11 protein-coding genes, 1 tRNA gene and 2 pseudogenes are annotated in these 12,163 nt (G+C 73.0%); 5 read left to right on the top strand and 9 right to left on the bottom strand.

Features of this window, described 5'->3' with window-relative positions:
- The 3 genes and pseudogenes from ACFY2L_RS29485 to ACFY2L_RS29475 form a co-directional block, all read right to left on the bottom strand.
- Nucleotides 1–97 (bottom strand): annotated as a pseudogene (locus ACFY2L_RS29485) (nucleotidyltransferase family protein); the annotation flags it as partial.
- Between the two features lie 21 nt (nucleotides 98–118).
- Nucleotides 119–586, bottom strand: coding sequence for a hypothetical protein (locus ACFY2L_RS29480; RefSeq protein ID WP_390660505.1), 468 nt, complete (start codon nucleotides 584–586; stop codon nucleotides 119–121).
- A gap of 222 nt (nucleotides 587–808) precedes the next feature.
- Nucleotides 809–1,897, bottom strand: coding sequence for an ABC transporter ATP-binding protein (locus ACFY2L_RS29475; protein WP_390660504.1), 1,089 nt, complete (start codon nucleotides 1,895–1,897; stop codon nucleotides 809–811).
- A 218-nt stretch (nucleotides 1,898–2,115) separates the two neighbouring features.
- On the opposite strand from ACFY2L_RS29475, the gene ACFY2L_RS29470 reads away from it, so the two are divergent.
- Nucleotides 2,116–2,191, top strand: a tRNA-Thr gene (locus tag ACFY2L_RS29470).
- A 20-nt stretch (nucleotides 2,192–2,211) separates the two neighbouring features.
- Here ACFY2L_RS29470 and ACFY2L_RS29465 read toward each other — a convergent pair.
- Complete coding sequence (locus tag ACFY2L_RS29465; protein WP_390823914.1) at nucleotides 2,212–3,102, bottom strand: aminoglycoside phosphotransferase family protein; 891 nt, start codon at nucleotides 3,100–3,102, stop codon at nucleotides 2,212–2,214.
- Here ACFY2L_RS29465 and ACFY2L_RS29460 point away from each other — a divergent pair.
- A complete protein-coding gene (locus ACFY2L_RS29460) occupies nucleotides 3,080–3,790 on the top strand; it encodes a rhomboid-like protein (protein ID WP_390823899.1) in 711 nt (236 codons plus the stop codon). The two genes, ACFY2L_RS29465 and ACFY2L_RS29460, sit on opposite strands and share 23 nt — an antisense overlap.
- Nucleotides 3,787–5,193, top strand: coding sequence for an NAD(P)/FAD-dependent oxidoreductase (locus ACFY2L_RS29455; RefSeq protein ID WP_390823898.1), 1,407 nt, complete (start codon nucleotides 3,787–3,789; stop codon nucleotides 5,191–5,193). Before ACFY2L_RS29460 ends, ACFY2L_RS29455 begins: the two co-directional genes overlap by 4 nt.
- A 49-nt stretch (nucleotides 5,194–5,242) precedes the next feature.
- Here the strand turns inward: ACFY2L_RS29455 and ACFY2L_RS29450 are convergent.
- From ACFY2L_RS29450 to ACFY2L_RS29440, 3 genes and pseudogenes are all read right to left on the bottom strand, one after another.
- A pseudogene (locus tag ACFY2L_RS29450) lies at nucleotides 5,243–6,764 on the bottom strand (MFS transporter).
- Nucleotides 6,765–6,898: 134 nt separating this feature from the next.
- Complete coding sequence (locus ACFY2L_RS29445) at nucleotides 6,899–7,039, bottom strand: zinc-binding dehydrogenase (RefSeq protein WP_390823913.1); 141 nt, start codon at nucleotides 7,037–7,039, stop codon at nucleotides 6,899–6,901.
- 81 nt (nucleotides 7,040–7,120) lie between these two features.
- Nucleotides 7,121–8,284 carry an NAD(P)-binding protein gene (locus ACFY2L_RS29440; protein WP_390823897.1) on the bottom strand — a complete coding sequence of 388 codons (1,164 nt, stop codon included), beginning with the start codon at nucleotides 8,282–8,284 and terminating at the stop codon, nucleotides 7,121–7,123.
- Between the two features lie 146 nt (nucleotides 8,285–8,430).
- Here ACFY2L_RS29440 and ACFY2L_RS29435 point away from each other — a divergent pair, with 146 nt between their 5' ends.
- Nucleotides 8,431–9,126 carry a pentapeptide repeat-containing protein gene (locus ACFY2L_RS29435; RefSeq protein WP_390823896.1) on the top strand — a complete coding sequence of 232 codons (696 nt, stop codon included), beginning with the start codon at nucleotides 8,431–8,433 and terminating at the stop codon, nucleotides 9,124–9,126.
- 15 nt (nucleotides 9,127–9,141) lie between these two features.
- On the opposite strand, the gene ACFY2L_RS29430 is transcribed toward ACFY2L_RS29435, so the two are convergent.
- Nucleotides 9,142–9,642 (bottom strand): hypothetical protein, encoded by a 501-nt coding sequence (locus ACFY2L_RS29430; RefSeq protein ID WP_390823912.1) that lies wholly within the window; start codon nucleotides 9,640–9,642, stop codon nucleotides 9,142–9,144.
- Nucleotides 9,643–9,700: 58 nt separating this feature from the next.
- Between ACFY2L_RS29430 and ACFY2L_RS29425 the strand changes: the two genes are divergently transcribed.
- Nucleotides 9,701–11,113, top strand: a complete 1,413-nt coding sequence (locus tag ACFY2L_RS29425) for a M1 family metallopeptidase (protein WP_390660500.1) — start codon at nucleotides 9,701–9,703, stop codon at nucleotides 11,111–11,113.
- Between the two features lie 61 nt (nucleotides 11,114–11,174).
- On the opposite strand, the gene ACFY2L_RS29420 is transcribed toward ACFY2L_RS29425, so the two are convergent.
- On the bottom strand, nucleotides 11,175–12,131 hold the full coding sequence (locus tag ACFY2L_RS29420) for a GNAT family N-acetyltransferase (RefSeq protein ID WP_390823895.1): 957 nt from the start codon (nucleotides 12,129–12,131) through the stop codon (nucleotides 11,175–11,177).
- Nucleotides 12,132–12,163: the final 32 nt, after the last annotated feature.

The following is a 12,163-nucleotide window of genomic DNA, read 5'->3' as shown; positions in this document are numbered from 1 at the left end:
CGTCGCGCTCGGTGTGGAAGTCGGCCATCTCGCGGAGCGAGAAGCGGGTCCAGATGTCGCCGTTGGTGGCGTACCAGGGCCGGTCAGGGCGGGGGAGCCGCACGGGCCGCTCGGGGGGTCAGCTGTGGGCCGCCAGGACGCCCGAGGCGAACGAGGTGTCGCAGACGGGGCGGGCGTAGGACTGGGCGCGGGAGGGGCCGTAGATGCGGACCGCGGCACGGCCCAGGGCGCGGGCGATGGAGGTGCAGTGCTTCGCCAGCGACGGTGTGCCGTTCACAGCCGCCTGGAGGTGGGTCAGGGCGGTGCCCGGGTCCTTCTCCTGGAGCTCGGTCAGCAGCTGGTCGCGCAGCACGTCCTGCGGGGCCTGGGCGGCGCCGTGGGAGGTGTGGTGCACGGGGGAGACGTCGGAGGCGGTGAGCACCGAGTCCGAGGGGTCTCCCGACCAGTTGACCCGGGTGACCGCGAGGGTTCCCGAGAGCACCATGACGACGGGCAGGACGAGGGCGAGCGAGCGGCCGATCCGGCGGGCTGGGCCGCCCTGGCCGCGTCGCGTGCGCTGGGTGGAGTGGTTCGCGGAGTGCTTCACGCGTGAGAGGGTAGCGCCCCGTAATCATCCGGCGACATTTGGTCACTCCAACGGGGGATGAAGCGGTGTTCCCTTTGGGGTAGGGAGTTGACGGACGCTCGCCCGGGCGGGGGGAAATATCCGGTGTGCCGGGGTATTCGAAGGCAGCGAAAAGGGCCCCGCAGCAGCCTGCGGGGCCCTCGTCGTCAACCTGGGCGGTACGCCCGGTTTTCGTGCGCTTCGTCAGTCGGAGAGGCGCGCGCCCGTCGACGTCGAGAACACGTGGGTCTCGCCCGCGCGCGGGACGACGTGCAGCGTGCTGCCCTTCTCCGGGACGTCACGGCCGCCGACGCGGACCACGAGGTCCTTGGACTCGCCGCCGACCTGGGCGGTGCCGTAGACGAAGGCGTCGGAGCCGAGCTCCTCGACGACGTTCACGGTGACCGCGACACCCTGGTCGGAGTCGGCGCCGGCGACGTCGAAGTGCTCGGGACGGACACCGACGGTGACCGTCTTGTCGGTGGCGGCGGAGAGCGCGTCACGCTGCACCGGCACCACCGAGTTGCCGAACTTCACACCGCCGTCGGCGATCGGCACCTCGACGAGGTTCATCGCGGGGGAGCCGATGAAGCCGGCCACGAAGAGGTTGGCGGGCTTGTCGTACATGTTGCGCGGGGTGTCGACCTGCTGGAGCAGACCGTCCTTGAGGACCGCCACGCGGTCGCCCATCGTCAGGGCCTCGACCTGGTCGTGGGTGACGTACACGGTGGTGATGCCGAGGCGGCGCTGCAGGGACGCGATCTGCGTACGCGTCGACACACGGAGCTTGGCGTCCAGGTTGGACAGCGGCTCGTCCATGAGGAAGACCTGCGGCTCACGCACGATGGCGCGGCCCATCGCGACACGCTGACGCTGACCACCGGAGAGGGCCTTCGGCTTGCGGTCCAGGTACTCGGTGAGGTCGAGGATCTTCGCGGCCTCCTCGACCTTCTGCCGGATCTCCGCCTTGTTGACGCCGGCGATCTTGAGCGCGAAGCCCATGTTGTCGGCGACGGTCATGTGCGGGTAGAGCGCGTAGTTCTGGAACACCATGGCGATGTCCCGGTCCTTGGGCGGCAGGTGGGTGACGTCGCGGTCACCGATGCGGATGGCGCCGCCGTTGACGTCCTCGAGGCCGGCGAGCATCCGCAGGGAGGTGGACTTGCCGCAGCCGGACGGGCCGACCAGGACGAGGAACTCGCCGTCCGCGATCTCGATGTCGAGGCCGTCGACGGCGGGCTTGGTGGAACCCGGGTAGATCCGGGTCGCCTTGTCGAACGTGACAGTGGCCATGGTGATGGGCCCCCTTCTACCGGCAGGAACGTGCCGGACGATCCGTTGTAGGAAGGTGGTTGGTGTAGTCCACACGAGTGAACTGGCCTGGACGCTACCCGGCGGCCACCCGATCTGTCAGTACCCGGAGGCATGTGAACTTCGCGGAAATTTTCGACAGGGCGCCCCGGCGGCCTGGGTACACTGCACGGGCACGTACGTGAGCCACGTGCGCGCACGCCTCCTTAGCTCAGCTGGTAGAGCGCCGCTCTTGTAAAGCGAAGGTCGTCGGTTCGAGTCCGACAGGGGGCTCCATCGCCGGCCGGGGCCGCGGGTCATCCGCGCAGCCGGCGGCCGAGTTCCAGGTCGGCCCGGGCCGGGGGGCGGGCGTTCTCGATGTCCCACAGGGCGTTCTGGAGCAGTCGGCCCAGGGTCCAGGCGCGGGCGCGGGGCCGGTCGAGGCCCAGGGTCTCGGTCATGGCGTCGAAGCGCCACGGGACGTCGTCGGGGTCGAAGCGGTTCCGCAGGGCCGGCCAGAGCTCGAAGCCGGGATCGCCCGCGAGGGGCTTGGGGTCGATGGCGAGCCAGGGGGCCCGGTCGGCGGCCAGGACGTTGTCGTAGTGCAGGTCCCAGTGCAGGAGCCGGTCGCCGGGCTCGGCCGCCACCTCGCGCACCGCGGCCGCGCAGTCGGCGAGCAGGCGGCGGTCGTCCGGGTCGGGGATCCGGTCGAGCGCCCGGGGGGTCCGGTCGAGCACGGCCTGCGCGAGGTCGCCCAGCCGGCGCAGACCGGCGGGCGCGGGGACCGAGGTCAGGCGCTCCAGCAGGCCGGCGACGACCGGCACCGCCTCATGGACGTCGTCGAGGCGGGACAGCGTCCGGGTGGAGTCGAGGCGTTCGAGGAGCAGCGCGCCCGTGCGCCCGTCGTGGCGCAGCATCCGTACGGCGGATCCGCCGCCCCAGAGCCGCAGGGCGGCCGGCTCGCCCGCGCTCTCCTCGTCCACGCGCTGGAGTTTCAGCACGGCGGGCGTGCCGTCGGCGGCGGTGACCGGCAGGACCAGGGCGCACACGCCGTGCATCGGCGGCCCGTCGGTCCGCAGGTCCCAGCGCTCCAGGAACTCCGCCACCAGGTCCGGCAGCCCCGCGATGAACGCCCGCCCCTCCTCGCCGTGGATCTTCACCTGCTCCGTCACCAGTGCGCGCGGAATGTGGATCACCTTCCGGACGATACTTGCGGGTGTGAATCGGCTCCCGCGGTTCTCCGGCGCGCGGCGGGCGGTGTGGGCGTACGTCCGCAGCGCGCCCGGCACCTACGTGTGGCTGGGGATCCTGTTCGTCACCACGGTCGCCCTGCACCACATGTCCCCCGAGTTCGAGCGGGAGTTCCTGCGGCAGAGGTCGACCAATCTCCATGAGCTGTCCCGGCATCCGGTCCGGGTGCTGATCGCGAGCGCGATGTGGATCGACGGCGGGCACTGGCTGCCGTACGCGCTGCTGTACTCGGTGTTCCACGCCCGGGCGGAGCGATGGCTGGGGACCGTGCGCTGGCTGGTGGTGTGCGGGGCGGCGCACGTGCTGGCGACGCTGGTCAGCGAGGGCGCGCTGCTGAAGGCGATCCGCGACGGGGTCGCGCCGCGGTCCTCGGTGAACACCCTCGACGTGGGGGTGAGCTACGCGCTGGCGGGGGTGGTGGCGGTGCTCGCGTACCGGATCCGGCCGCCGTGGCGGTACCCGTATCTGGTGCTCGTGCCGGCCGTCTTCGCGGTGCCGCTGGCCACCGGGCCGACCTTCACCGACGTCGGTCACTTCGTCGCCGTGCTCGTCGGACTCGCCTGCCTCCCGCTGGTCAGAGGGCGCGAAAGAGTACGGAATCCGAAGGAGACAGGGGCCACTTCACCGGATAACGTCCGGCCATGAGCACCTCGGCGAGCGATGTCGTGAACGGCGGGATCTCCTTCTGGTACGCGGACGACGGACTTCCGGCGGTACGGGAACCGCTCGGCGGTGACACGTCCGCCGACGTCGTGATCGTCGGGGGCGGGTACACCGGGCTGTGGACGGCGTACTACCTGAAGAAGGCGGCGCCCGCGCTGCGGATCGTCGTCCTGGAGCAGAGGTTCTGCGGGTACGGGGCCTCCGGACGCAACGGCGGCTGGCTGTACAACGGCGTCGCGGGCCGCGACCGGTACGCCGCCCTGCACGGCCACGAGGCCGCCGTACGGCTGCAGCGGGCCATGAACGACACCGTCGGCGAGGTCGTGCGGGTGCTGGCGGAGGAGGGCGTCGACGCCGACGTCCACCGGGGCGGGGTCCTCGAGGTGGCCCGGACGCCCGCGCAACTGGCCCGGCTGCGGGACTTCCACGCGCACGAGCTGTCGTACGGGGAGAAGGACCGCGAGCTGTACGGCGCGCGGGAGACCGCCGAGCGGGTGCGGGTGGCGGGGGCCGTCGGATCGACGTGGACGCCGCACGGGGCGCGGGTGCACCCCGTGAAGCTGGTGAAGGGGCTCGCGGCGGCCGTCGAGGCGCTGGGGGCGGAGGTGTACGAGTCGACGCCGGTGACCGAGATCCTCGCCGGGCGGGCGGTGACGCCGTACGGGACCGTGCGCGCGCCGTACGTGCTGCGCTGCACGGAGGGGTTCACGGCCGCGCTGAAGGGCGAGAAGCGGACCTGGCTGCCCATGAACTCCTCGATGATCGCCACCGAGCCGCTCACCGACGAGCAGTGGGCGGCCGTCGGCTGGGCGGGCCGGGAGGCGCTCGGCGACATGGCGCACGCCTACATGTACGCCCAGCGCACGGCCGACGGGCGGATCGCGCTCGGCGGGCGCGGAGTGCCGTACCGCTTCGGCTCGCGCACCGACAACGACGGGCGCACGCAGTCCGAGACCGTCGAGGCGCTGCGGGAGATCCTGGTCGGGTTCTTCCCGGCGCTCGCCGGGGTGCGCGTCGAGCACGCGTGGTCCGGGGTGCTGGGCGTGCCGCGCGACTGGTGCGCCACCGTCACCCTGGACCGGGCCTCCGGCCTGGGCTGGGCGGGCGGTTACGTCGGCTCCGGCGTCGCCACGGCCAATCTGGCCGGACGCACCCTGTGCGACCTCGTGCTGCTCGACTCCGGCCAGGGCGGGAACACCGAGCTGACCGTGCTGCCGTGGGTGGGGCACAAGGTGCGCAGGTGGGAGCCGGAGCCGCTGCGCTGGCTCGGGGTGCAGGGCATGTACGCCACCTACCGCACCGCCGACCGGCGGGAGACCGCGACGCACAGCACGGGGTCCTCGCGGCTGGCGCGGATCGCGGACCGGGTGGCCGGTCGCCACTGAGGCACCGCCGGGCGGCCGCGCCGCACGCGGGCCGGACCCGGGCCGGGGATCAGCCCACCGACTCCGGTACCGCCGTCCGGGCCGGGACCTCGTGCCTGGGGGGTCTGGCCGTCACCATCAGGCCCGCGATCAGCCCGGCCAGCAGCATGATGCCGGCGGCCCACCAGATGGCGACCGTGTAGCCGTGGACGATGCCCTCACGGGTGACCGCGTCGCGCTGGGCGGGGCTGGTGAGGTGGGCCGCGATGTAGGCGGTGCTGCTGGTGGTGGCGATCGTGTTGAGCAGCGCCGTGCCGATGGAGCCGCCCACCTGCTGGGAGGTGTTGACGGTGGCCGAGGTGACGCCGGCGTCCTGCGGGGCGACCCCGGCGGTGGCCGTGGCGAAGACCGGCATGAAGGTCAGGCCCATGCCGAGGCCCATGAGGAGCAGCGCGGGCAGGATCTCGGTGGTGTAGGAGGAGCTCACCGTCATCTGGGTGAGGATCAGCATGCCGCCGGAGGCGAGGATCATGCCGGGCACCATCAGGGCGCGCGGGGGCACGCGGTTCATCAGCCGGGCGGAGATCTGGGTGGAGCCGGTGATGATCGCGAGGGTGAGCGGGAGGAAGGCGAAGCCCGTCTTCATCGGCGAGTAGCCGAGGATGACCTGGAGGTAGTAGGTCATGAACAGGAACAGGCCGAACATGCCGATGACGGCCAGCATCATGGTCAGGAAGCAGCCGGCCCGGTTGCGGTCCTTGATGATGTGCAGGGGCAGCAGGGGGTTGGGGGCCCTCGTCTGCCACCACACGAAGACCGTGAGCAGGGCCGCTCCGGCCGCGAACAGGGCGAGCACGAACGGGTCGGTCCAGCCGCGCGGCTCGGCCTCGCTGAAGCCGTGGACGACCGCGACCAGTCCGCCGCAGCCCAGCAGCACGCCGGGCACGTCGAGGCGGGCGCCGGGGTGGCCGGGGCGGTCGTGGAGCAGGGCGAGCGCGCCGAGGACGGCGACGGCCGCGATGGGCACGTTCACGTACAGGCACCAGCGCCAGTCCAGGTACTCGGTGAGCAGGCCGCCGACGAGGAAGCCGATCGCGGCGCCGCTGCCGGCCAGGGCGCCGTAGATGCCGAAGGCCTTGCCGCGTTCCTTGGGGTCGGTGAAGGCAGCAGGCTGAGGGCGGAGGGCGCGAGTACGGCGGCGAAGACGCCCTGGAGGGCGCGGGCGCCGAACAGCATGCCGGCGTTGACGGCCGCGCCGCCGAGCGCGGAGGCGGCGGCGAAGCCGATCAGCCCGATGACGAACGTGCGTTTGCGGCCCACGAGGTCGGCGACGCGGCCGCCGAGCAGCAGCAGGCCGCCGAAGGCGAGGGTGTAGGCGGTGATGACCCTCCCCCACTGCCCTGAAGGCGTGGGGGGACCCCCAGGCGGTTCCCGTCCGAGATGCCCAGGTCCTGCTGGGCGGAGGGGAGCGCGATGTTCACGATCGTGGCGTCCAGGACGACCATCAGCTGAGCGAGCGCGATGATCACCAGGCCCCACCAGCGGCGGGGGTCGGGCTCCGTCGAGGGTTCACCTGTCCGGGTGACACTCATTCGCCCAGAAGACCATGATTCGGGGCGTATTGCATCCCCGTCCGGAGGGGCGTCTTGGACTGGTCCCGCTTGCGCCCAAGCCCCGGCCGCGCCCGCGCCGCCGGTTCGGGTCAGGGCTCCGGTCCACGGTCCGGTCATGGCCCCAGTACCACCTTTCCGATGGTCGTGCGGTTCTCCAGGGCGCGGTGCGCGGCGGCGGCCTCGGCGAGCGGGAAGCGCTGGACGGCCGGGGCGAGGCGGCCGGCGGCGGCCTCGGCGAGGGCCCGCTCCTCCAGGGCGCGCAGGCCTCAGACGGATGGCGTGCGTCTGGTTCCCCATGGTTCCGGGTGACGGTCTCGGGGCCCCACTCTTCGACCTCAAGCGCGCTTGAGGTCGAGGGAGCGCCGGCCCAGCGCCAGGGACACGGCGGTGAGGGCGCTGTTGAAGGACACCTCGGACAGCACGCCGGGCGCCGCGACCTGGTCTCCCGCGAGGAGGACGCCGTCGCCGCGGTCCACGGCGGGCCGGTCGCGCCAGCTGGTGCCAGGCAGGTCCACGGCGCCCGTACGGCCGTTCGCGACGGCCTCCCGCCGCCAGGTGACCCGCTCGCGCCAGCCGTCGAGGGCGAGGTCGAGCAGGTGCTCGGCGCGGGCCACGCCGTCGGCCTTCCTCTCGTGCGGGGCGATCGGGATCTGGCCCTGGAGGAGCTGCTCGCCGGCCGGGGCGAGGGTGGGGTCCTGGGCGGTGAAGCGCTCGATCCAGCCCGGGGCGTCCAGGTCGGAGACGGCGAAGGCGTCGCCGCGGCGCGTGCGCAGGGCGAGGTCGAGCAGGACGGTGCGGCCGCCGGGCCAGGTGAGGGAGTCGTCGCGGAGCAGCCGGCGGGCGGCGTCGAGGGAGGTGGCGACGATGACCGGGCTGCCGGTGGGGAGGGTGTCGACGCGGGACAGGATCTCCAGGCGCACCCCGACGTTCCAGGCCCGGGTGGCCATCCTGTCGACGAGGTTCGCCCAGCCGCCGCGCGGATAGTGCGCCTCGGGCGGCAGCCTGGTCGCGCGGCGCAGCCGCTCCTGCACGAAGGCGGCGGACAGGGCGCCGGGATCGTGGTGGAAGAGGGCGACGGCGGAGTAGTTGGCGGCCGCTTCGGCGCCTTCCGGGCCGACGAGGCCGGTGGCCCAGGTGCGGAAGTCGACGTCGACGGGGGCCCGCAGGGAGGTGTGCCGCAGCAGCTTGAGCATGCCGAGGGGCGGGGTGCGGCGCAGGACGCCGTGGTGCCGCAGGCGCAGCCGGGTGGCTTCCAGGGGCGGGAGGGGCGCGAGCGCGGGGAGGAGGCCGCGCTGCTTGAGCCAGGTCCAGTGCGGGCCGCCGTTGTAGAGGGCGTGCGGTCCCTCGTTGGTCCGGTACGGCCCCTCGGCGGTCCGCGCCCGGCCGCCGAACGTGTGATGTGCCTCGTACAGGGTGACCTGGGCGCCCGCCTCGGCGGCGGCGATCGCTGCGGTCAGTCCGGCGAAGCCGCCGCCGATGACGGTGAGGGCTTGGCGCATGGCTGGGTGCTCCTTCGGGTCGGCTCGGGCGGGACGGGCCTTTCCGTCCCGTCCCCTGTACGACCGATGCGGAGCCCGGAATGTGACAACGGGGATGTCGGCGCAGGTCGGAGGGATTGTCAGTGGCGGGGTGCACGATGGGGGGCATGGCGAGGCGAGCGGGTGGCGGGACGGGCAGGCCCGGCGGGGCGGGTGTGAAGGGGGCGCGGCGGCCGGAGGTGCGGCTGCCGGCGCTCGAGCCGTACGCGGGAGGGGAGCTGGAGCCCGACGGGGACTACGACGGGGTGGACTTCCGGGGGACGGACCTGGCGGGGCAGGACGGCGCGGGCGCCCGCTTCATGGACTGCGCGCTGACGGAGTGCGCGCTGGACGGTACGGCGCTGACCCGCGCCCGTGTCCTCGACTCGGTCCTCACCGGTGTCCGGGGCGTCGGCACGGACCTGGCGGACGCGGCCCTGCGCGACGTCGAGCTCGTCGACGCCCGCCTGGGCGGCACCCAGCTGCACGGGGCGGTTCTGGAGCGGGTGCTGATCCGGGGCGGCAAGATCGACTTCCTGAACCTCCGTCAGGCGCGGCTGCGGGACGTCGTCTTCCAGTCCTGCGTCCTGGTCGAACCGGACTTCGGCGGCGCTCGTCTGGAGCGGGTCGAGTTCGTGGACTGCGCCCTGCGGGCGGCGGACTTCACCGCGGCGACCCTGGCGGACGCCGACCTGCGCGGCGCGGCGGAGCTGGGCATCTCGGCGGGCGTGGACCGGCTGGCGGGGGCGGTGATCAGCCCGGCCCAACTCCTTGATCTGGCGCCGGTGCTGGCGGCCCAGCTGGGGATCAGGGTGGAGGGCTGAGGGCGCGGCGGGCGGTCAGCCGATCCTCGGGAAGCGGGCCTGGAGGGTCCAGATCGCCGGGTTCTCGCCCAGGTCCTCGTGCAGGTCGATCAGGTCGGCGAGGAGGTCGTTCAGGAAGTCGCGGGACTCGCGGCGCAGTTCGGTGTGGGAGAAGGTGAGCGGGGGTTCCTCGGCCGGCATCCAGTCGGCCTCGATGTCCACCCAGCCGAAGCGGCGCTCGAACAGCATGCGGTCGGTGGACTCGGTGAAGTCCAGTTCCGCGTACTGGGGGCGGGAGGCGCGGAAACCGGCCGGGTCCTGGTCGATCCGCTCCACGATGTCGCACAGCGCCCACGCGAAGTCGAGCACCGGCACCCATCCCCAGGCTGTGGACAGCTCCCGGTCCGCCTTGGTGTCGGCGAGGTAGACGTCCCCGCAGAACAGATCGTGGCGCAGGGCGTGGACGTCCGCACGGCGGTAGTCCGTCTGCGGCGGGTCCGGGAAGCGGTTGGAGAGGGCGTAGCCGATGTCGAGCACGTAGGCGATGGTGTCACGGCTCCGCGGCCGTGCCCGCGGTCCCCCTAGGATCTCTGACATGTCCCGATCCGTACGCCTTGTCCCGGCCGCCGCGTTGTTAGCCGTCACCCTTGCCCTGACCGGATGCGACAGCGACGGCGGAGCGCCGGGCGGCGGCCCGCACGCCGGTGCCCCCGGGCTCGGCGACCCGTACTTCCCGAAGGCGGGCAACGGCGGCTACGACGTCTCGCACTACGGCCTGACCCTCGCCTACGAGCCGGACGGCAACCGTCTCACCGGTACGGCGGCGATCACGGCCCGCGCCACCCAGGCCCTGTCCTCCTTCGACCTCGACCTGTACGGCATGGACGTCACGAAGGTCACCGTCGAGGGCGGCGAGGCCGGATTCGACCGGGACGGCCAGGAACTGACCGTCCGGCCGCGGCGGGACCTGGCCGAGGGCGAGACCTTCGAGGTGACCGTGAGCTACTCCGGCAGCCCCCGCACGATCACCGACCCGGACGAGTCCGAGGAGGGCTGGCTGCGCACCGAGGACGGAGCGCTGGCCCTCGGCGAGCCCACCGGCTCCATGGCCTGGTTCCCCGGCAACCACCATCCCTCCGACAAGGCGTCGTACGACATCGCCGTGACGGTCCCGAAGGAGCTGACGGCCGTCTCCAACGGGGAGCCGAAGGGCGAGCGGACGGCGGACGGCCGCAGGACCTTCACCTGGCACACCGCCGAGCCGATGGCGAGCTACGCGGCGACGGTCGCGATCGGCCGGTACACCGTCACCCGCTCCACCACCGGGACCGGCCTGCCGGTGTATGTCGCGGTCGACCCGACGCAGGTGTCCGCGAGCCGCAAGGTGCTGGCCCGGATCCCCGAGGTGACGGAGTGGGCGGAGGACAACTTCGGCCCGTACCCGTTCTCCTCCACCGGCGCGATCGTCGACCGCCCGGAGGACTCCGACTACGCCCTGGAGACCCAGAACCGCCCCGTCCACCCCGGCGCCCCGGACACCGAGACCCTCGTCCACGAGATCGCCCACCAGTGGTTCGGCGACTCGGTCACGCCCAGGACCTGGCAGGACATGTGGCTCAACGAGGGCTTCGCGACCTACGCCGAGTGGCTGTGGACGGAGGACGAGGGCGGCGACACGGCGGAGGAGACCTTCACCGATCTCTACGACGAGGGCGAGGAGGACTACCCGGACCTGTGGGCGTTCCCGCCCGCGAAGCCCACGGACGCCGCGCAGATCTCCGGCGACCCCGTCTACCAGCGCGGCGCGATGGTCATCCACCTCATCCGCCGGACGGTCGGCGACGACGCCTTCTACGACCTCGTCCAGGGCTGGACCGCCGCCCACCGCCACGGCACCGCCGGCACGGACGACTTCACCGCGTACGTGGAACAGCAGGCGCCCGACGAGGACTTCACCGAGATCTGGGACGACTGGCTGTACGGGAAGGGGAAGCCGGAGCAGCCGTGACGGTGCCGGAGCCGCCGAAGGTTCCGGAGCGGCCGTGAAGGCGGGAGGGCCGTGAGGGGGATCAGTTCTCCTCGCCGGCCTCGTACGCGTCCAGCAGGCGGGCGAGGTCCGGCGGCCACACCGGCTCGGGGGCGGTGCGCAGTGCGTCGCGGGGCCACCAGCGCCCGCCGAGGATGCCGTCCGCGGCGTGGGCGGCGGCGAGGTGCGGCCCGTCCGGGTACCGGCGCGGGCCGCGCGTGACGTAGATGTGCTCGTGCTGGTGGACGGGTGTGCCCGCATGGGTGAAGTCGTGCTCCCAGGTGCACAGGAGGGGGCCCGGGGCGAGGTCGTCCCATCCCGTCTCCTCCCGCAGCTCCCGCAGGGCGCCCTCGGCCGGGGTCTCGTCCGCCTCCAGGCCACCGCCGGGCAGCGCCCAGTGGACGCCGGCCTCGACGTTGTCGTACCGGAAGAGGAAGACGGCGCCGTCGGGGGCGAGGACGGCGACCCGGGCGGCGCGGCGGGGCGTGCGCAGCGGTCTGCGCAGCACGGCGCAGGGGCGGCCGAGCTGCAGATCCCGCCGGCGGTCGACGACCTCGTAGCCCAGGGCGGTCCAGAAGGCCAGGGCCTTGGGGTTGGCGTCGAGGACGGCGAGACGCACGGCCGTACGGCCCTCGCGGCGGAACCGCTCCTCGACCCGCTCGACGATCCGCCGCCCGTACCCCCGCCCGTGCTCGCGCGCGTCGACCATCAGCAGACCGATCCACGGGTCGGGGTCGGCGGGGTCGGGATGGCGGCCGAGGGTGATCACGACCCCGACGAGCCGCCCCTCGGAGCGGGCGAGCAGCACCTCCACCTCCGGGTTCGCCGCCTCCTCCGCGAGCGCCGCCGCCACCTGCTCGGGCCGGATGTCGTCCGGGTCCGGGAAGTCGCCGCTGAGCGCCTGGAACTCGCGGTTGGAGGCGTACAGGGCGGTGAGTTCGGTCAGCAGGGGGGCCGGGAGGTCGTGGCCGGGGGTGAGGGGCAGGGCGTCGAGGATCACGCGGGCAACCTACCGCCGGCACGCCGGAGCCC

It is taken from the genome of Streptomyces sp. NPDC001381 (assembly GCF_042895685.1).
In the GTDB taxonomy this organism is placed as follows: domain Bacteria; phylum Actinomycetota; class Actinomycetes; order Streptomycetales; family Streptomycetaceae; genus Streptomyces.
This window is presented reverse-complemented; position numbering and strand designations above follow the sequence as displayed.